Origin of the sequence: Pseudoduganella namucuonensis, assembly GCF_900116645.1 — a bacterium.
GTDB classification, from domain to species: domain Bacteria; phylum Pseudomonadota; class Gammaproteobacteria; order Burkholderiales; family Burkholderiaceae_D; genus Rugamonas; species Rugamonas namucuonensis.
The window spans coordinates 13,982-33,363 of sequence record NZ_FPBO01000031.1 but is presented as its reverse complement, the minus strand read 5'-3'; the positions used below and the strand labels follow the sequence as shown (position 1 = coordinate 33,363).

14 protein-coding genes are annotated in these 19,382 nt (G+C 68.4%); 5 read left to right on the top strand and 9 right to left on the bottom strand.

The genetic code is table 11. The annotated features are described in order from the left end of the window. Positions 1–6 precede the first annotated feature (6 nt). From BM436_RS26225 to BM436_RS26210, 4 genes are all read right to left on the bottom strand, one after another. Positions 7–1,104: a porin family protein gene (locus BM436_RS26225; RefSeq protein WP_093558485.1), complete on the bottom strand. Its 1,098-nt coding sequence runs from the start codon at positions 1,102–1,104 to the stop codon at positions 7–9. Positions 1,105–1,118: 14 nt separating this feature from the next. Further along, a complete protein-coding gene (locus BM436_RS26220) occupies positions 1,119–1,526 on the bottom strand; it encodes a hypothetical protein (RefSeq protein WP_229490738.1) in 408 nt (135 codons plus the stop codon). 14 nt (positions 1,527–1,540) lie between these two features. Next, complete coding sequence (locus BM436_RS38555) at positions 1,541–3,130, bottom strand: methyl-accepting chemotaxis protein (protein WP_093558484.1); 1,590 nt, start codon at positions 3,128–3,130, stop codon at positions 1,541–1,543. Positions 3,131–3,261: 131 nt separating this feature from the next. After that, positions 3,262–3,795, bottom strand: a complete 534-nt coding sequence (locus tag BM436_RS26210; RefSeq protein WP_093558483.1) for an Lrp/AsnC family transcriptional regulator — start codon at positions 3,793–3,795, stop codon at positions 3,262–3,264. Between the two features lie 139 nt (positions 3,796–3,934). On the opposite strand from BM436_RS26210, the gene hppD reads away from it, so the two are divergent. The 5 genes from hppD to BM436_RS26185 all read left to right on the top strand — a co-directional run bounded on the left by hppD (position 3,935) and on the right by BM436_RS26185 (position 16,387). Then, the gene (hppD, locus tag BM436_RS26205; RefSeq protein ID WP_093558553.1) at positions 3,935–5,059 is read left to right on the top strand and encodes a 4-hydroxyphenylpyruvate dioxygenase; all 1,125 of its coding nucleotides are present in this window, start codon (positions 3,935–3,937) and stop codon (positions 5,057–5,059) included. A 171-nt stretch (positions 5,060–5,230) separates the two neighbouring features. After that, complete coding sequence (locus BM436_RS26200) at positions 5,231–8,809, top strand: indolepyruvate ferredoxin oxidoreductase family protein (RefSeq protein WP_093558482.1); 3,579 nt, start codon at positions 5,231–5,233, stop codon at positions 8,807–8,809. A gap of 308 nt (positions 8,810–9,117) precedes the next feature. Further along, positions 9,118–12,939 (top strand): M48 family metallopeptidase, encoded by a 3,822-nt coding sequence (locus BM436_RS37580; protein ID WP_218164931.1) that lies wholly within the window; start codon positions 9,118–9,120, stop codon positions 12,937–12,939. 15 nt (positions 12,940–12,954) lie between these two features. Continuing rightward, the gene (locus tag BM436_RS26190) at positions 12,955–14,526 is read left to right on the top strand and encodes a S41 family peptidase (RefSeq protein ID WP_093558481.1); all 1,572 of its coding nucleotides are present in this window, start codon (positions 12,955–12,957) and stop codon (positions 14,524–14,526) included. 88 nt (positions 14,527–14,614) lie between these two features. Beyond that, entirely contained in the window at positions 14,615–16,387 is a 1,773-nt protein-coding gene (locus tag BM436_RS26185) for a M14 family metallopeptidase (protein ID WP_093558480.1), read from the top strand. A 17-nt stretch (positions 16,388–16,404) separates the two neighbouring features. Here BM436_RS26185 and BM436_RS26180 read toward each other — a convergent pair whose 3' ends face one another. From BM436_RS26180 to BM436_RS26160, 5 genes are all read right to left on the bottom strand, one after another. After that, a complete protein-coding gene (locus BM436_RS26180) occupies positions 16,405–17,337 on the bottom strand; it encodes an acyl-CoA desaturase (RefSeq protein WP_093558479.1) in 933 nt (310 codons plus the stop codon). A 12-nt stretch (positions 17,338–17,349) separates the two neighbouring features. Then, on the bottom strand, positions 17,350–17,676 hold the full coding sequence (locus BM436_RS26175; RefSeq protein ID WP_093558478.1) for an ArsR/SmtB family transcription factor: 327 nt from the start codon (positions 17,674–17,676) through the stop codon (positions 17,350–17,352). Between the two features lie 30 nt (positions 17,677–17,706). Next, a complete protein-coding gene (locus tag BM436_RS26170) occupies positions 17,707–17,946 on the bottom strand; it encodes a CopG family ribbon-helix-helix protein (RefSeq protein ID WP_093558477.1) in 240 nt (79 codons plus the stop codon). Positions 17,947–18,031: 85 nt separating this feature from the next. Further along, positions 18,032–18,964: a tRNA 2-thiocytidine(32) synthetase TtcA gene (gene ttcA / locus BM436_RS26165; RefSeq protein ID WP_093558476.1), complete on the bottom strand. Its 933-nt coding sequence runs from the start codon at positions 18,962–18,964 to the stop codon at positions 18,032–18,034. Beyond that, positions 18,964–19,362 (bottom strand): dihydroneopterin aldolase, encoded by a 399-nt coding sequence (locus BM436_RS26160; protein ID WP_093558475.1) that lies wholly within the window; start codon positions 19,360–19,362, stop codon positions 18,964–18,966. The genes ttcA and BM436_RS26160 overlap by 1 nt, the downstream gene beginning before the upstream one ends. Positions 19,363–19,382 lie beyond the last annotated feature (20 nt).

Here is a 19,382-nt window from a genome sequence, read left to right as displayed (position 1 = left end):
CCGGTCTCAGAACACCGCGTCCAGCGCCACGCTGACCAGCTTGGAGCTGCCGCTGAAGGCCACGTGGCTGCGGTCGATCACGGAGTCGAACTGGATCTTCAAGTCCATGTTCTTGCGGAAGTCCCAGCGCAGCGCCGCGAAGCGCGTGCTGTCGAGCTGCAGGTCGGTGTAGCCGGCGGTCAGCTTTTCCTTGTAGCGCGAGTAGCCCACCAGCGGCGTGAAGTCGCCGATCTTGTAGCCCACCGTCGCGGTCCAGCTGGACGCCTTGTAATCCTGCGCCGGGCGGCGGAACTGGTTGGCCTCGGCGCGCAGCAGGAAGTTGTTGTAGTCCACGCTGGCCGACACGCCCATGATCTTCTGGCGCAGGCCGCGGATCTCTTCGGCGTCGGCCGGGTCGGCCGGGAAGCTGGTCAGGTCGATGCTGTTCTGCATGTAGATCAGGCGCATGCCCATGAAGTCGTTGGACACGTCCAGGTAGGCGCCCAGGATGCGCTTCCAGGCGTCGTCCACGCGCGCGTCGTAATAGATGCGCTCCATCTCCGGGTTGCCCTTGCTGACCTCCTGGCCGGCGAACACGTTGCCCAGCACCACCCAGTCGCCCACCGTCTTGCGGTGGCTGATGTTGGCGCCGTTGTAGGCGCCGATCTCCCAGCCGTAGATGTCCTGCGGCACCCGTATCCACGGCAGCGTGTAGCCGATGTAGACGCTGTCGGAGAAGGCGTAGATCGGCAGGCGGCGGCGGCCGGCCTGCAGCGTGGTGTCCGGCGTGATGTCCCAGCTCAGGTAGGCCCAGTCGATCTCGCCCTTCATCTTCTCCGAGGCGCGGCTGACCACCTGCGCGGTGGCCGACACGGTGTCGCTGAACTTGTACTTGAGCTGCAGGCCGGCCAGCGATTCCTCGGCCAGGCTGACGCGGTTCTTGTCGTAGACGGCGCCGTGTTCGTAGTTGGCGATGTTGCACGGGCAGTCGAAGGCGTTCCATTTGCCCTGGTCGCCGTCGAAGGCCTTGCCGGCGGCCACGGTGGCGAAGCCGGAAACGGAGAGGTCGCCCGCGTGCGCCAGGCTGGCGGCGCCCAGCAGCAGGCCGGTAATCAGTTTCTTCATAGGTAAGCGTGGTTTCAATTGAGGGTGGCGACGATCTTGACGCTGGCGTCGACGTCCTTCTTGTCGATGTAGCCGATCTTGTTGGGATCGGATGCGACGGTTTTTTTCATGTCCTGCTCGCTGTCCACCTCGACCGGCGGCGTGCCGCCGCCGGTGAAGATCAGCTTGGACCAGATGGAGCGCACTTGGGCCGGGTCCTTGTGGCAGGCCTTGGCGTAGAACTGGTCGCGCGCGGCGTGCTTCTCGGGCAGGTTGACGGGGGCGGGCTGCTTGATCTTGCCCAGGTAGGACTGGCAGATCAGTTCGGCGGCCGGCGCGGCGGCCTTGGCCGAGACGATCACCACGAGTTCGGCGCGGGCCTGCGCCGGCAGCAGGGCGGCCAGCAGCAGAAGCGCGGGCGCGGCTAGGGGTTTGATGGGCATGGTTGGCGTTGCGGTTACGTTAATCGGGGGATGGCGGCCGCCTGCGGCGCGGCGGCGTGCCGCGGCGGGTGGAGGGCGTCGGCCTGCATCAGCTTGAAGGTGCCGACCTCCTCGGCCAGGCTGGTGGCCTGTTCCAGCAGCGAGACCGCCGCCGACGACGCCTGCTCGACCAGCGTGGCGTTCTGGCGGGTGTCGCCGTCGATGGCGCTGATGGCGTGCTGGATCTGCTCGATGCCGGCGCTCTGCTCGTGGCTGGCGCGGGTGATCTCGCCCATGATGCCGGTGACGCGGCCGATGCTGTCGACGATGGCGGTCATCGTGGTGCCGGCCTGGTCCACCAGGCGGGCGCCGTCGTCGATGCGCTGCACCGAGTCGTCGATCAGGGTCTTGATCTCGCGGGCGGCGGCGGCCGAGCGCTGCGCCAGGTTGCGCACCTCGGTGGCCACCACGGCGAAGCCGCGGCCCTGCTCGCCGGCGCGGGCCGCCTCGACCGCCGCGTTCAGCGCCAGGATGTTGGTCTGGAAGGCGATGCCGTCGATCACGCCGATGATGTCGACGATCTTCTTCGACGAGGCGTTGATGGCGCCCATGGTGTCCACCACCTGCGCCACCACGGCGCCGCCCTGTTCGGCGACGCCGGAGGCCGAGCGCGCCAGTTCGTTGGCCTGCTGCGCGTTGTCGGCGTTCTGGCGCACGGTGGCGGTGAGGCGCTGCATGGACTTGACGGTCTGCTCCAGCGCGCCGGCGCCGCGCTCGGTGCGCGCGGCCAGGTCGCTGTTGCCGGCCTCGATCTCGTGGGCGGCGCTGGCGATGGTGGTGCCGGCCGCGCGGATGCGCAGCAGGGTGCCGGCCAGCTTGTGCTGCATGTCGCGCAGGCTCAGCAGCAGACTGGCGCTGTCGCCGCGCATGGTGCGGATGGGGCTGGTGAAATCGCCCTCGGCCACCGTCTCGGCGATGGCGATCGCGTACTCCGGCTCGCCGCCCAGCTGGCGCCACAGCTGGCGGATGATGAAGGCCGAGGCGGCGGCCAGCGCGCCCACCGCCAGCGCGGCCACCAGGATGTTCAGGGTCATCAGGAACTTGACGTCGCGCGTGCCGTCGCCCAGCGCGGCGGTCAGCTGCTTGCTTTCGCGCGCATAGCTGCGCTCCAGGTCCTGGTTCAGCACCTTGTGCGCGGCCTGCATGCGGGCGATGGCGCCGGGCGCGTCGCCGCTCTCCAGCCCCAGCATGATCTTGCCGGCCTGCAGCGTGGGCGCGTAGTAGGCGTCGAACTCCCTGCCCAGGCGCTCGGCGTCGGGCGCGTGGCCCTCGATGGCCCGGATGGCCGCCAGCGTGGCGCGGATGCGCTGTTCCGAGGCCTGGATGGCCACCAAGCCGTCCTTCTCGCCGTCGGTCACCGCGTTCTTCATGTCCTCGGAAATGGCCCGCACGTCGCGCAGCATGGAGTTGAGCCGGTCCAGCGCCGGGTAGTCGACATTGCCGGCGTGGGCGATGTGCGACAGCGCGGACGAGGTGTAGCTCAGATTGATGGCGATGCCGCCGGCGAACAGCAGCGCGGCGATGGCGGGAATAGACCAGATTCTTTGCTTGAAAGTGAGCGACATGCGGTCCTCGTCGATGAATTTTCCATGATGTTACAGAAATTATCGATTGGAAATACTATCGAAAACTAACAAGCTAGCGATTTGATACTATCGGGGCGCCGGCTGTGGCGTTTTCACACCTTTTCATCCCGTCACACCAGCGGCAGCGGCAGCGCCGTGGTGTCCTTGATGCGCTGCAGGGCGAAGCTGGACTTCACGTCCAGCACCGCCGGGTGGCGCAGCAGGGTGGCCATCATGAAGCGCGAGAAGTGGTCCATGTCCTCCACGTGCACGCGCAGCAGGTAGTCCATTTCGCCCGTCATCGCGTAGCAGGCCACCACCTCCGGCCACTGCTCCACGGCCACCGCGAAGTCGGCGCGCGGCGAGGCGGAGGTCGGGTTCACGCCCAGCGCGCGGGCGTTGCTGTGGGCCACGGCGGCCGCGTCGCTGTGCTTTTCCAGCCGCACGTTCACATAGGCCAGCAGTCCCAGGCCGATCTTGTCCGGGGCCAGCAGGGCCACGTACTGGCGTATCACGCCCTCCTCCTCGAGCCGCTTGATGCGGCGCAGGCAGGGCGAGGGCGACAGGCTGACCTGCTCGGCCACGTCCTGGTTGGACAGCCGGCCGTCGGCCTGCAAGATGGACAAAATCTTGCGATCGGTTTTGTCGAGCGCGATCTTGGTCATAAAATCCTCTTTTGGTCGTTTTTACGGCAATATTATTGCGCAAATTCCCGATGCCTGGGAATTGTTCGCAATTTAATGCCCGCCCCCGGGGTCTATACTGTGCGAAAAATAAGCAATGTATTTCGCCAAGGAGACGCAGATGAAATTCGAGTCCTGGGACAACCCGATGGGAACCGATGGTTTTGAGTTCGTCGAATACGCCGCGCCGGACCCGAAGGCCCTGGGCGCGCTGTTCGAGAGCATGGGTTTCACCGCCATCGCCCGCCACCGCCACAAGGACGTGACCCTGTACCGCCAGGGCGGCATCAACTTCATCATCAACGCCGAGCAGGACTCGTTCGCCCAGCGCTTCGCCCGCCAGCACGGCTCGTCGGTGTGCGCGATCGCCATCCGCGTCGACGACGCCGCCTACGCCTACCAGCGCGCGCTGGAACTGGGCGCCTGGGGGTTCGACAACAAGACCGGCCCGATGGAGCTCAACATCCCCGCCATCAAGGGCGTGGGCGACTCGCTGATCTATTTCGTCGACCGCTGGCGCGGCAAGAACGCCGCCAAGGGCGTGCCGGACGGCGCCATCGGCGACATCAGCATCTACGACGTGGACTTCGTCGCCATCCCCGGCGCCGAGGCCGACCCGGTGGGCAACGGCCTGACCTATATCGACCACCTGACCCACAACGTCCACCGCGGCCGCATGAAGGAATGGGCCTCGTTCTACGAGAACCTGTTCAACTTCCGCGAAATCCGCTACTTCGACATCGAGGGCAGGCTGACCGGCCTGAAGTCCAAGGCGATGACCTCGCCCTGCGGCAAGATCCGCATCCCGATCAACGAATCGTCGGACGACAAGTCGCAGATCGCCGAATACCTGGACGCCTACCACGGCGAGGGCATCCAGCACATCGCGCTGGGCACGGACGACATCTACCGCTCCATCCAGCGCATGCGCGACGCCGGCATCGTGTTCCAGGACACCATCGAGACCTATTACGAGCTGGTCGAGCGCCGCCTGCCGCACCACGGCGAAAACCTGGAGGAGCTGCGCCGCCTGCGCATCCTGGTCGACGGCCACAGCACCGAGAGCGAGCGCGAACTGCTGCTGCAGATCTTCACGCAAAACGTGATCGGGCCGATCTTCTTCGAGATCATCCAGCGCAAGGGCGACCAGGGCTTCGGCGAGGGCAACTTCCGCGCGCTGTTCGAGTCCATCGAGCTGGACCAGATCAAGCGCGGCGTGCTGAAGGACGATGCGCCGGCGGCCTAAAACCGGGGTCAGACCATCCGCGCCATAGTCCGTCGCAGAGTGTGGAGGTGCGGATCGCGGGTCTGACCCCATAGCCACAGTGTGTGCTAACCTGTTTTGCATAAAGTATTCACCGGCGGCGTCCTCACGAGGGGCGCCGCCGCGCAATCCGAGAACAATGGAGACAACTTAATGAATGCACCCGTCAAAGGTTCCCACCTGGAACCCGGCTCGCCCGCCCACGACATCACGCTGGACGACAAATGGACCCTGGAGCGCGGCCGCGCCTTCATCACCGGCACCCAGGCGCTGATCCGCCTGCCGATGATGCAGCGCGAGCGCGACGTCGCGGCCGGCCTGAACACGGCCGGCTACATCACCGGCTACCGCGGTTCGCCGGTCACCAGCGTCGACATGACGGCCATGAAGGCCAAGAAATACCTGGACGCGCACCATATCAAGTTCCATCCGGGCATGAACGAGGACCTGGCCGCGACCGCCGTCTGGGGCACGCAGCAGACCAACCTGTTCCCCGGCGCCAAGTACGACGGCGTGTTCTCCATGTGGTACGGCAAGGGTCCCGGCGTCGACCGCTGCGGCGACGTGTTCAAGCACGCCAACAGCGCCGGCTCGTCCAGGCACGGCGGCGTGGTGGTGCTGGCCGGCGACGACCACGCGGCCAAGTCCTCGTCCATCGCGCACCAGTCCGACCACATCCTGAACGCCTGCGGCATCCCCGTGCTGTACCCGGCCTCGGTGCAGGAATACATCGACTACGGCCTGCACGCCTTCGCCATGAGCCGCTACACCGGGCTGTGGGTGTCGATGAAATGCGTGACCGACATCATCGAGTCCGGCGCCGTGGTCGACTTCGACCCGGACCGCGTGCGGATCCAGATGCCGACCGACTTCGAGCTGCCCGCCGGCGGCCTGAACATCCGCTGGCCGGACCCGGTGCTGGACCAGGAAGCCCGCATGAACAGCTACAAGTGGTATGCGGCCCTGGCCTATGTGCGCGCCAACAAGCTCAACAAGATCATCTGGGACAGCCCGGCGCCGAAGATCGGCATCATCACCGCCGGCAAGTCCTACCTGGACACGCGCCAGGCGCTGGCCGACCTGGGCATCGACGAGCAGGCGGCGGCCGACATCGGCCTGCGCCTGTACAAGATCGGCATGACCTGGCCGCTGGAGGCGGAGGGCGTGCAGCAATTCGCGCGCGGGCTGGACGAGATCCTGGTGGTGGAGGAGAAGCGCCAGATCCTCGAATACCAGCTGAAGGAGGAGCTGTACAACCTGAAGGACGGCGAGCGCCCGCGGGTGGTCGGCAAGTTCGACGACACCGGCGAATGGTCGAACAACCCGCGCACCGGCCACGGCGACTGGCTGCTTCCCGCCACCTACGAGCTGAATCCGGCGCAGATCGCGCGCGCCATCGCCAGCCGCATCTCGCACTACTGCGCCGGCCACCCGGTGGCGCGGCGCGTGGCCGAGCGCATCGCCTTCCTGGAGGCGAAGGAGCTGGTGCTCAACAACATCAACGTCAAGCCGGACCCGCAAAAGGACCGCACGCCGTTCTTCTGCTCCGGCTGCCCGCACAACAGCTCGACCAAGGTGCCCGAGGGTTCGCGCGCGCTGGCCGGCATCGGCTGCCACTACATGGTGCAGTGGATGGACCGCGAGACCGCCACCTTCACCCACATGGGCGGCGAGGGCATCACCTGGGTCGGCCAGGCGCCGTTCACGAATGAAAAGCACGTGTTCACCAACCTGGGCGACGGCACCTATTTCCACTCGGGCCTGTTGGCGATCCGCGCGGCGGTGGCGGCCAAGGTCAACATCACCTACAAGATCCTGTTCAACGACGCGGTCGCGATGACCGGCGGCCAGGCCTTCGACGGCCCGCTCGATCCGGGCATGATCTCGCGCCAGATCGCGGCCGAGGGCGTGGGCCCCATCATCGTCGTCACCGACGAGCCGGAGAAGTATCCGGACGATTACAAATGGGCGGAAGGCGTCACCATCCGCCACCGCTCCGAGTTGATGGACGTGCAGCGCGAACTGCGCGACGCGCCCGGCGTGTCGGCCATGATTTACGACCAGACCTGCGCCTCCGAGAAGCGGCGCCGCCGGAAACGCAACGAATACCCGGACCCGGCCAAGCGCGCCGTCATCAACGAGGCCGTGTGCGAAGGCTGCGGCGACTGCTCGGTGCAGTCCAACTGCCTGTCGGTGGAACCGCTGGAGACGGAACTGGGGCGCAAGCGCCAAATCAACCAGTCGTCCTGCAACAAGGACTTCTCCTGCACCACCGGTTTCTGCCCGAGCTTCGTGACGGTGGAGGGCGGCGGACTAAGAAAGCCGAAGAAGGCCGGCGGCGAGGGCGGGTCCAACGCGGCCGCGACGCCGCCGCTGCCGACGCCGGTCTTGCCGTCGACGGCCGAGCCGTTCGGCATCCTGGTGACCGGCATCGGCGGCACCGGCGTGGTGACGGTGGGGCAGATCCTGGCCGTGGCCGCGCACGTCGAGGGCAAGGGCGCCATCGTGCTGGACATGAGCGGGCTGGCGCAGAAGGGCGGCCCGGTGATGTCGCACGTGCGCCTGGCGGACAAGCAGTCCGACCTGCACTCGACCCGGGTCGGCACCGGCGCGGCCAACCTCGTGATCGGCTGCGACCAGATCGTCACCGCCAGCCGCGACGCGCTGTCGCGCATGGGCGAGGGCCGCACTTGGGCGGCGGTGAACTCCACCGGCGCCACCACGGCCGCCTTCGTGAAGAACCCGGACTGGCAATTCCCGGCCGCCTCGTCGCAGGCCGAGATCGTGAAGGCCTGCGGCGCCGGGCGGGTCGACTTCATCGACGCCGGCCAGATCGCCACCGCGCTGATGGGCGACTCCATCGCCACCAACATGTTCATGCTGGGCTACGCCTTCCAGAAGGGGCAGGTGCCCCTGGCCGAGGCGTCGATCGTCAAGGCGATCGAGCTGAACGCCGTGTCGGTCAACTTCAACAAGGCCGCCTTCCACTGGGGCCGCACCGCCGCGCACGACCTGGCGCTGGTGACGAAGCTGACCACGCCGGCCAGGGTGATCGAGTTCAAGCGCAACGAAACGCTGGACGACATCGTCGCCCGCCGCGTCGAATTGTTGACCGCCTACCAGGACGCCGGCTACGCCAACCAGTACAAGATCTTCGTCGACGAGGTGCGCACGGCCGAATCGAAACTGGGCGGCAAGCAGCTGCGGCTGACGGAGGCGGTGGCGCGCTACTTCTACAAGCTGATGGCCTACAAGGACGAATACGAGGTCGCGCGCCTGTACACCGACCCCGCGTTCAAGGCCAAGATCGAGAACATGTTCGAAGGCGACTACCAGCTCAAGTTCCACCTGGCGCCGCCGCTGCTGGCCAAGAAGGACGCGCAGGGGCACCTGATCAAGCGCCAGTTCGGCCCATGGATGATGAAAGCCTTCGGCGTGCTGGCCAAGTTCAAGGGCCTGCGCGGCACGGCGTTCGACATTTTCGGCCACACCGAGGAGCGCAAGATGGAGCGCGCCCTGATCGCCGAGTACCGCCAGACCGTGAGCGGCCTGCTCGGCAAGCTCACGGCGGACAACGTCGGCCAGGCGGTGGCGATCGCCAGCATCCCGGAGGACATCCGCGGTTACGGCCACGTGAAGGAGCGCCACCTGAAGTCGGCCAAGCAGAAGGAGGCCACCCTGCTGGCCGCCTACCACAACCCCGTCGCCAGCCAATCCCCGCACGCCGCATAGGCGAGGGGGGGCACCAAGAAAACCGGCGCCGCCCCTGCGGCCGCCGGTTTTTTTTCGCCCCCAATAAAGCGCCCAGGGCTCTTTTTCCCATGCGGCAATAAACGCCCAGGGCTATTTTTCGGCGGCGAATCGCATACGACGCCCTTGGGCGAGACCGTTTTTTGCAGCCACGGTAATATTAGCCCTGGGCTCTTTTTCCCGCGCGGAAAAAATGGCCCTGGGCGATTTCTTTGGCTTGCAAAAAGTTATATACAAATCACTAATGGCATCTTAGAATTTCCGTAGAGATACATTTTTGAGGGGATATCATGGACGCCATCCATGCCGGCCAGTCGGCGGCGCTGATCGAGCAGCTGGCGCGGCCTTCGCCTTCGTATAAGCGCAGCGCGCGGCTGGCGGTGGCGGGGCTGCTGGGCTTCGTGCTGTTGTATTTCTTGCTGGCCGGCTGGTTCGCCTGGACCGCCTACCGCCTCGCCCTGGTGGCCTACCATTCGAACCAGCATGTGCTGTGGACCGGCCTGGCGGCGTTCTGCTCGGCCTTCTTCGGCGCGTTCATGCTGAAGGCGATCTTTTCCATCCGCAGTTCCATGCCCGAGGGGCTGGCCGAGGTCACGGCCAAGGAGCAGCCGCGCCTGTTCGCCTTCCTGCACGCGCTGGCCGACGCCGCCGGCGCGCCGCGCCCGCACCGGGTGTTCCTGTCCAACCGGGTCAACGCGGCGGTGTTCTACGACCTGTCGCTGCTGAACCTGATCTTCCCGTCGAAAAAGAACCTGGAGATCGGCCTGCCGCTGGTGAACGCGCTGCCGCTGGGCGAGCTGCGCGCGGTGCTGGCGCACGAATTCGGCCACTTCGCGCAGCGCTCGATGGCGGTCGGCCGCTGGGTCTATGTGGCGCAGCAGATCGCCATGCACCTGGTGTCGCGCCGCGACCGTTTCGACGCCTTCCTCGACGGCCTGGGCCGCATCGACCTGCGCCTGCGCGTGCTGGCCTGGGCGCCCAAGCTGGTGGTGTGGTCGATCCGCTCGCTGGTGGAGTCGGCCTTCCACGTGGTGGTGCTGATGCAGAGCGCCCTGTCACGCGAGATGGAGATGCAGGCCGACCTGGTGGCCGTGTCGCTGACCGGCAGCGACGCGCTGGTGCACGCGCTGCACCGCCTGCGCTCGGCCGACGACGCGTGGAGCCGCGCGCTGGGCTTCGTGCACGGCGAGCGCGCCGAGGGCCGCGCCACGCGCGACGCCTACGCGGTGCAGAGCCACATCACGCAGCGCATGGCGGCCATCCTGGACGATCCGTCCTACGGCGCGGTGCCGCCGCTGCCGGAGCGCGATCCGGAGGCGCACCGGCTGTTCAAGGCGGAGCTGGCGCAGCCGCCCAGGATGTGGCAGACCCACCCGCTGAACCACGAGCGCGAGGCCAACGCCAAGCGCCTGTACGTGCCGGCGCCCATCGACCAGGCCAGCGCGTGGTCGCTGTTCAGCGAACCGGTCGCGCTGCGCGAGCGCATGTCGGCGCGGCTGCTGGACGCCGCGGGGCCGCGCGGCGACGGCGCGCCCGAGCTGGCGGACACGGAGCTGGAGGCGTCCCTGCGCAAGCTGGGCACCTATTACCGCCGCGAGCAATTCAACCGCCGCTATTGCGGCGTCTATTTCGGCCGCGCGCTGGCGCGCCACGCGGCCAGCCACCGCGAGCTGGCCGACCAGCTGTATGCCGCCACGCCGGAGGAGGCTGCGGCCTTTTATCCCCTGTCGCTGAAGGACGATGTGCGCCAGGCGCGCATGCTGGCCGATGAATGCGGCCAGCTGGAGGCGCTGGTGGCGGGCGCCGCCCGCCTGTCCGGCGGCAGCGTGCAGCTGCGCGGCGTGGACTACCGGCGCAAGGAACTGCCGGCCGCGCTGGCGCGCGCGAGGGGGGAACTGGCGGCGGTGGAGGGCCGGCTGCGCGCGCACGACCGGCTGTGCCGAAGCTGGCACCAGGCCATGGCGGCGCGGATGGAGGGCGGCTGGCAGCCCTACCTGGACGGTTTGCTGGCGCTGCTGCACTACGTCGAGCACACCGAGGCCAATCTGCGCGACGCGCACGGCCTGCTGTTGAACGCGGCCAGCGTGGTCACGGCGATCCGCCACGTGACCGACGAGGGCGTGGTGCGCGTGGTGTCGGAGGCGAACCAGCTGCACTACCTGCTGGGGCAGGTTTACAAGCAGCGCGAGGCGCTGGTGCTGGACACGCACCTGGTGGCGCGCCTGGAACTGGAGGGCAACTGGAAGGAGATGCTGGGCGAATTCGGCCTGCCGCTGGCGGGGCGCGAGAACATCAACCAGTGGATGGGCGCGATCGACGGCTGGGTGGGCCACGCGACCGGCGCGCTGACGGCCCTGCGCGGGGCGGCCCTGGAACAGCTGCTGCTGACGGAAACGCTGATCGCCCGCCATGTGCACCTGAAGGCCGCGCCCAGGCCGGCGCCGGCGCCGTCCCGCGTGCCGTACGACTACGCGCGGCTGGCGCCGGGCGACGAGCGCAAACGCCAGACCCGCCTCGGCGCGTGGGCGCGCTTCCTGCGCGCCGACGGCGTGCTGCCCGGGGCGGCGCGGCTGGCGGTGGCCGGCGGCGTGGTGGCGGCGGCGCTCGGCGCCGGCATGCTGCAGACCGACGCCGTCCTGACGGTGTACAACGGCCTGGGCGTGCCGGTGCGGGTGACGGTGGACGGGCGCGCCGCCACGGTGGGGCCGTTCAGCCATCGGGAGCTGCCGGTGGCGCCGCAGGAAAGCCATCGCGTGGCGGCGCACACCGCGTCCGGCGCGCTGATCGAGGAATTCGACAGCGGGGCCGGCGCCGGCGGCTCGCCGGTCTACAACGTGGCCGCCGCCGGGCCGATGGTGGAATGGACCGCCAGCTACGGCCGCGCCGCCGCCGTGCCGGACCGCCGCCTGGGCGCGCCGCGCTGGCTGGGGAGCCGGGCCGACGTGCTGTTCGGCGCCGCGCCGAAATCGATCTCCGCCAAGGGCGGCGGCACACGCACGGTGCTCGAGGGCGCGGCGGCGCTGGCGCCGTCGGCGCAGCTGGACCTGCTGCCGGACGACGCCGAACGCCGCCGCGTCACGCTGCTGCACGCGCGCTGGGACGACACGCGCCAGCCCTACACGGCCGAGTGGCTGGCGCGCGCCATCGCCGCCGACAGCGGCCAGTCCACCCTGCTGGCGCGGCGCCTGCGCGAGGCGCCGGGCGACGTGGCGCTGCTGCGGCTGGAGCAGGACGCGGCCGGCGGCGAGGCCCACGCGGCCGTGTGCCTGCGCCACGAGGAGCGCGCCCGGGCGGCGCCGGACGACCCGGACCTGGCCTACCTCGCGCTGCGCTGCGCGCCGGAGGGCGAGGCGTCGCGGCAGGGCTACCGGGACGCGCTGCGGCGCTGGCCCGCGCATCCCTGGCTGCGCAACGCCGTGGCCTACGAGGCCCTGCTGGACGGCGATTTCGCCGCCGCCGCGCCGCACCTGGACGCGGTGCGCACCCAGTTGCCGCAACTGGCCGCCGAATACAGCCTGACGCTGGCGCGCATCCAGCGCCTGCAACGGGGGACGATGGACTACCAGGCGCTGGCGCCGTTGTCGCCGCGGCTGCGCCAACTGTCCGAGCTGGAGGAGGGCTACGGCCCGCAGGACACGCCGACCCGCGCCTATGCCCAGTTGAACCGGGGCGCGCTGGCGGCGGCCATGGCCTTCACGGCGGACACGCCGGCGGCCGCGCGCATGCTGCGCCTGGCCGCGGCCTCCGACGGCGCCGGGCCGGACACCATCCGCCGCGCGCTGGCGCTCAAGCCGGACCAGGGCATCGACGAGGCCACCGTCTGGACCAGCGTCGCGCTGGCGCTGCGCCACGGCGCGTCGCCGGAGCCGTACATGGAGGCGGCCGGCCGCCTGTACGGCCCGGAACAGCCGCGCGTGCGGGCCTTCCTGGACGCGGTGCGGCGCGGCAGCGGCCAGGCCGAGGCGGAGGCCTTGCTGCGCGGCGCGCAGCCGGAGGTGCGCATGCTGGCCTACAGCGCGGCGCTGGTGCTGGCCGGCGAGCGCGCGCCGGCGGACTGGCGCCTGGCCGGCAAGCGGCTGCTGTTCGCGCCCGAGCGGCCTTACTTCCGCTAGCGCTATAATCGGTGGATGAAATCGATTCCCATACGCGCGCGTTTAGTCGCGCTGGCCACGCTGGCGATCCTGGCGGGCTGCGGCGGTAGCGGCAATAGCGATACCGGCACGACCAACACCACCGCCGCCACGCGCCAAGGCGCCGCGGCGGCTTCGCCCTCGGCCGCGCCGGCCGCCGACGCGGCGCTGGCCGAGGTGCCGGCGCTGCCGGCCTATTCGGCGTTCCAGAACCTGTGCGCCGCGCCGCGCGCGCCCGGCCCCGGCAAATACTACGCGGACCGCCCCGGCACCCTGGACGACGAGAAATCCTTCCTGCGCCTGTGGAGCGAGGACACCTACCTCTGGTACAGCGAACTGCCGGCCGCCGACCCGGCCGCCTACGCCACCGCGCCCGCCTACTTCAACGCGCTGAAGACGCCGCTGCTGACCGCGTCCGGCAAGCCCAAGGACCGCTACCACTTCACCTACGACAGCGACGAATACGAGGAACTGTCGCGCGGCGTGGAGCTGGGCTACGGGCTGACCTTCGTGCGCAACGCCGCGCCCAACATCCCGCGCACCTGGCGCATCGCCTCCATCGCGCCGGGCTCGCCCGCCGAGAAGGCCGGCCTGAAGCGGGGCGACCGGCTGGAGCAGGTGGACTACGAGGACTTCGTCTGGAAGGGCGACGCCGCCACCGTGGCCAAGCTGAACGCCGGCCTGTTCCCCGTCAAGGCCGGCGAAACGCACGAGATGGTCTTCTCGCGCGGCTTCCAGATGCTGATGGTGTTCATGCAGGCGCAGAAGGTCGACGTGGCGCCGGTGCAGAACACCAGGGTGCTGGAGACGCCGACCGGCAAGGTCGGCTACCTGACCTTCAACAGCCACAACGCCGTCTCCGAGCTGCAGCTGATCGAGTCCTTCACCGCGCTGCAAAACGCCAAGGTGAACGACCTGGTGCTGGACCTGCGCTACAACGGCGGCGGCCTGCTGGTGATCGCCAGCGAACTGGCCTACATGATCGCCGGCCCCGGCCCCACGTCCGGCAAGACCTTCGAGCACACGCTCAACAACGGCAAGGGCAGGCAGGAGACGCCGCTGATCTTCCTGCCTCTGTCGCTGGGCCTGCACACGGCCAAGCCCGCGCCCTACCTCAAGCCGCTGCCGACGCTGAACCTGAAACGGGTGACGATCCTGGCCGGCCCGGGCACCTGCTCGGCCAGCGAATCGGTGATCAACGGCCTGCGCGGGGTGGACGTGGAGGTGACCCTGATCGGCGGCCAGACCTGCGGCAAGCCCTACGCCTTCGTCCCCACGCCCAACTGCGGCACCACCTATTTCACCATCCAGTACCAGGGCGTGAACGCCAAGGGTTTCGGCGACTACAGCGACGGCTTCGCGCCCACCTGCGCCGTGGCGGACGACTTCACCCGCCACCAGGGCGACCCGGCCGAGGCCCTGCTGGCCGAGGCGCTGCACTACCGCGCCAACGGCAAGTGCAGCGCGCCGGCGGCCAGCGCCCGCGCGCGCGCCGGCGGCGCCAGCCCCGGCATGCTGATGGTGCCGGTGCGTCCGCCGGTCAGCGAAATCTCGATTCGTACCCCGTAGTCCCCGTCGACGCGTGCGGGCCGCGCCTATCCGGCGCCGGCTCGCCGCGCCGCCCGTTCCCAACCCCGCCACCACGGAGCCTTGATACATGAAACGTCGCGTCTTGCCGCTGTTCCTCGCCACCTCCCTGTCCGCCGCCGTCGCCCCGGCCCACGCCGCGCCCGACCTGGCCACCGTCTCCGAGCGCTCGGGCTTCCAGCGCACCGGCCGCTACGACGAGGTGGAGCGCCTGTGCCAGGCGTTCCAGAAGGCCCATCCGAAGGCGGTGCGCTGCTTCGAGTTCGGCCGCACGCCGGAAGGGCGGCCCATGCTGGCGCTGGCCGTCTCGCGCACGGGCGCGCTGACGGCGGACCAGGCGAAAAAGCGCGGCCTGCCGGTGCTGCTGGTGCAGGGCGGCATCCACGCCGGCGAGATCGACGGCAAGGACGCCGGCTTCCTGGCGCTGCGCGAGGCGCTGGAGAACCGGGCCGCGCCGGGCGCGCTGGACAAGCAGGTGCTGCTGTTCGTCCCCGTGTTCAACGTCGACGGCCACGAGCGCTTCGGCCAGTGGAACCGCCCCAACCAGCGCGGCCCGGTCGAAATGGGCTGGCGCACCACGGCGCAGAACTACAACCTGAACCGCGACTACGTGAAGGCCGACGCGCTGGAAATGCAGGCCATGCTGGCGCTGGTGAACGCCTGGGACCCGCTGGCCTACATCGACCTGCACGTGACCGACGGCGCCAAGTTCCAGCCGGACGTGTCGATCCAGGTCGAGCCCATCCACGGCGGCGACGCGGCGCTGATGAAGTCCGGCGTCGCGCTGCGCGACGCGGTGATGGCCGACCTGCGCGCCCAGGGCTCGGACCCCAAGCACTTCTACATCTCCTTCGCCAAGACCGACGATCCGACGTCCGGCTTCGAGGACAGCATGGCGCCGCCGCGCTTCTCGACCGGCTACTTCCCCATGCGCAACCGCTTCGCGATGCTGGTGGAAACCCACTCGTGGAAGGATTACCCGACCCGCGTGCGCGTCACGCGCAACACCATCGTCTCGCTGCTGTCGCAGGTGGCGCGACACGGCGGCGCCTGGCGCAAGCAGGTCCAGGAGGCCGACGCGCGCGCGCTGGCGCTGGGCGGCCAGCCCTTCCCGCTGAGCTACAAGGCCACCGGCCGGACCGAGATGATCCAGTTCGCCGGCTATGAATACAAGCGCGTGCCGTCCGACGTGTCCGGCGCGCTGTGGACGCAGTACGACGAGAGCAAGCCGCAGATGTGGACCGTGCCGCTGCGCGACGAGGTGGTGCCCGCGCTGCAGGTGGCGGCGCCGGCCGGCGGCTACATCGTGCCGGCCGCGCAGGCGGCGCTGGTGGGCGCCAAGCTGAAACAGCATGGCGTGGCGTACAAGGTGCTGGACAGGGCGTTGGCGCGGGCCGAGGTCGAAGTGTTCCGCGCCGGGGCGGCGAAACTGAGCCCGCAGTCCTTCGAGGGCCGCCAGACGCTGGCGCTGGAAGGCGCGTGGACGACGGAGGCGCGTCCGGTCGGCAAGGGCGCGCTGTTCGTGCCGATCGCGCAGCCCAAGGCGCGCCTGGTGATGACGATGCTCGAGCCGCAGGGCGCCGACTCGCTGCTGGCCTGGGGCGCCTTCAACGCCGCCTACGAGCGCAAGGAATACATGGAGGAATACGTGGCCGAGGTGGTGGCGCGCGAGCAGATGGCGGCCGACCCGGCGGTCGCCGCCGAGTTCAAGCGCAAGCTGGAGAGCGACCCCGCCTTCGCCGCCAGCCCCGCCGCCCGCCTGGACTTCTTCGCCCGCCGCCACGCCTCGTGGGACGAGCGCTACCTGCTGTATCCGGTGATGCGTTCCGCCGTCGCGCATTGAGGAGCTTGGGGGAGCGACTATGCCTCCAGCAACCGGCCGCAGGCCAACTTGCGCAACTCCGGCCTCGCGGGCAGGTCGTGCGGCAAGCGTGTATCCCACACGAGCCCCAACCGGCGTAGTGCGCACAGCGCCCACCACCCCGGGTCCCATTCATCGGCGTACAGGCCCAATTTCGCGGAACCCGGGTAGGCATGGTGGTTGTTGTGCCAGCACTCGCCCATGGTCAGGAGCGAGGTGAAGCGGATGTTGTGCCCCTGGACCGCCGCGCCCTCCACCTCGGCGTGCATTTGGCCGTGGTTGTGGGCGAAATAGCCGATCAGCCAGTGGCCGAAGATACCCGCGGTGATGCGCGCGCAGACACCCCACGCGACAAAGCCCCAGCCGCCCGCGGCGTAGAGGAGCAGGGCGGGCGGCAGTTGCTGCAGCATCCAGGTCCGCTCCATGGCACGGTAAAACCGGTCCGTCGCGATGCGCGGCTCCAGATGCAATGCGGGTGGCCGCTCCAGCACCAGCTCGCAGTTGAGCTGCCACCAGCCGTCCAGCCAGAACCCCCCACCATGGCGCAGGTAGCTGTGGCAAGCCGGCAAGCGCTGCGCGTAGTCGCGCAGCTCGTGCTGGCGCAGCAGCCCCAGCGGACCCGCCAGCCCGACCTGCACGCCGCAATACACCAGCAGGTATTCCAGCCATTTTGGGCACTGGAAACTGTCGTGTATCAGCTTGCGGTGACTGCCCAGCGAGTGTCCGAACAGCAGCACGCACGCCGTCGTCGCGAGGAACAGGGCGAACGCCGTCCAGGTGAACGTGATCGCGCCGCCGACCAGCGCGGCGCCGGCCATGCCCAGGAACCACAGCGATTTGACAGGGGAATAGCGCACCCTGCCTTGTAGCGCATCGGCAGGATCGCCGCTACGGACGCGATGCTGTTTCAGGCTTTCCGGCAAGGGTGGCATGATTCCTCCTGATCAGGTTTTACCGGCGCGACGCTTCGCCGCGATGGCCGCGGATTCGCGTTTCAGCGGCCGTCCCTCGGGACACAGTTCCAGCGCGTAGCTGGTCAGCGTGTTGGCGACGTTGTCCGCCGTCAGCTTGTAATAGACGAATTGCCCGCGCCGTTCGCCGCTCACCAGCCCCGCGTTCTCCAGCACGGACAAGTGCCGGGAAATCGCGGGCGCGCTCATCCCGAAGCGCTCGGCCAGCTCGGAGGTGTTCATTTCCGTCTGGCCCAGATAGGCCAGGATCTTGCGGCGCGGCGCCGAGGCCAGCGCCTCGAAGACTTTATCGAGAGACATTCTGATTTAATTATCTAATTAACGAATTTGTTAATTAACTATATGACTTTGCTGTTGCCAAGTTTCATCGTCGTCGGCGAATTCACCGCGGTCGGCGGCCGCGATGGCGTCCTGCAGATCCAGCAGTTGCGCCGTGCGCCAGCCCACATAGTCTTCAAGCGCCTGGGCCGCGATCTGGCTGACGGGCTGGCCGGTCGTCTCCGCCAGTTTTTCCACCGCGGCTTTGAGTTCGTCCGAAATCCGCACGTCAATATTGAGAGTGGTGCTCATCGCGTACTCCAGTAATGAAGGTCCATTGTACGCCTGGCGGCCGGGAAGGGACGCGTGGCGGCGGGCGCGCGCCGCCACGGGGGCGTTACAGCGGCTGCAGCGGGATCGTGCCCGGCATGGCGGCCGGCGTGGAGCAGGGCTCCTCGTCGAAGGCGATGTCGCCCTGCGGGTTGGCCAGGCCGTCGGCCTTGATGTCGGCGAAGCCGAACAGATCGCGGTCCATCAGGTGCGACGGCACCACCGTCGACAGCGCCGAGAAGGTGTTCTCCACCCGGCCCGGGTGCTTCTTCTCCCAGTCGCGCAGCATGGCCTTGATCTGCTTGCGCTGCAGGTTCTCCTGCGAACCGCACAGGTCGCACGGGATGATGGGGAAGCCCTTCACCTGCGCGTAGCGCTCGGTGTCCTCCTCCTTCACGTAGGCCATCGGCCGGATCACCATGTGCTTGCCGTCGTCCGACACCAGCTTGGCCGGCATGCCCTTGAGCTTGCCGCCGAAGAACATGTTCAGGAAGAAGGTCTCCATGATGTCGTCGCGGTGGTGGCCCAGCGCGATCTTGTTGCAGCCCAGCTCGTCGGCCACGCGGTACAGGATGCCGCGGCGCAGGCGCGAGCACAGCGAGCAGGTGGTCTTGCCCTCCGGGATCAGGCGCTTGACGATGCTGTAGGTGTCCTGGTTCTCGATGTGGAAGGGCACGCCCAGCTTGGCGAGATACGCGGGCAGGATGTCGGCCGGGAAGTTCGGCTGCTTCTGGTCCAGGTTGACGGCCACGATCTCGAAATCGATCGGCGCGCGCTCGCGCAGGGTCATCAGGATGTCCAGCAGCGCGTAGCTGTCCTTGCCGCCGGACAGGCACACCATGACCTTGTCGCCGTCCTCGATCATGTTGAAGTCGCCGATGGCCTGGCCCACCAGGCGGCACAGGCGCTTGTGCAGCTTGTTGTTTTCCAGCGCGGTCTTCTCGACCGATTTCTGGCTCGGCTCGGCGGCCGGGGCGGTGATGTTGAGCACGGCGTTCATCACACGTTGTCCTTGATGGAGAACACTTCCACGCCCACGCCCTCGCAGTCGGGATAGACGTCCGGCTTCATGGTCGAGACGCGCACGGCGCGCACGCGCGGGTGCGACAGCATGGCCCTGACCACGTCGTCGCACAGCGTTTCCTGCAGGTGCACATGGCCCTCGGCCATGCGGCGCGCGATGGTGTCGCGCATGAAGTCGTAGTCCACCACCTCGTGCAGCTCGTCGGCCGACGGGGTCGACACCGCCAGCGGGATGTACAGGTCGACGTTGATGAGGACGCGCTGCTCGCCCTTTTTCTCGAATTCGTGCACGCCGATGTTGATCAGCACTTCGTAGTTGCGCAGGAACAGGCGGCGGCAGTCTTGCAGGCGGGGATGGGTCAGGGCGGACAGCATGTCAGGTCTTTCGTAAGGTG

Bases quoted from the DNA above. Each gene is read 5' to 3' on its own strand.
- BM436_RS26220 (WP_229490738.1), bottom strand. From the start codon at position 1,526: ATGCCCATCAAACCCCTAGCCGCGCCCGCGCTTCTGCTGCTGGCCGCC.
- BM436_RS26180 (WP_093558479.1), bottom strand. From the start codon at position 17,337: ATGCCACCCTTGCCGGAAAGCCTGAAACAGCATCGCGTCCGTAGCGGC.
- BM436_RS26225 (WP_093558485.1), bottom strand. From the start codon at position 1,104: ATGAAGAAACTGATTACCGGCCTGCTGCTGGGCGCCGCCAGCCTGGCG.
- BM436_RS26190 (WP_093558481.1), top strand. From the start codon at position 12,955: ATGAAATCGATTCCCATACGCGCGCGTTTAGTCGCGCTGGCCACGCTG.
- BM436_RS26160 (WP_093558475.1), bottom strand. From the start codon at position 19,362: ATGCTGTCCGCCCTGACCCATCCCCGCCTGCAAGACTGCCGCCGCCTG.
- BM436_RS26185 (WP_093558480.1), top strand. From the start codon at position 14,615: ATGAAACGTCGCGTCTTGCCGCTGTTCCTCGCCACCTCCCTGTCCGCC.
- BM436_RS26170 (WP_093558477.1), bottom strand. From the start codon at position 17,946: ATGAGCACCACTCTCAATATTGACGTGCGGATTTCGGACGAACTCAAA.
- BM436_RS37580 (WP_218164931.1), top strand. From the start codon at position 9,118: ATGGACGCCATCCATGCCGGCCAGTCGGCGGCGCTGATCGAGCAGCTG.
- hppD (WP_093558553.1), top strand. From the start codon at position 3,935: ATGAAATTCGAGTCCTGGGACAACCCGATGGGAACCGATGGTTTTGAG.
- BM436_RS26210 (WP_093558483.1), bottom strand. From the start codon at position 3,795: ATGACCAAGATCGCGCTCGACAAAACCGATCGCAAGATTTTGTCCATC.
- BM436_RS38555 (WP_093558484.1), bottom strand. From the start codon at position 3,130: ATGTCGCTCACTTTCAAGCAAAGAATCTGGTCTATTCCCGCCATCGCC.
- BM436_RS26200 (WP_093558482.1), top strand. From the start codon at position 5,231: ATGAATGCACCCGTCAAAGGTTCCCACCTGGAACCCGGCTCGCCCGCC.
- BM436_RS26175 (WP_093558478.1), bottom strand. From the start codon at position 17,676: ATGTCTCTCGATAAAGTCTTCGAGGCGCTGGCCTCGGCGCCGCGCCGC.
- ttcA (WP_093558476.1), bottom strand. From the start codon at position 18,964: ATGAACGCCGTGCTCAACATCACCGCCCCGGCCGCCGAGCCGAGCCAG.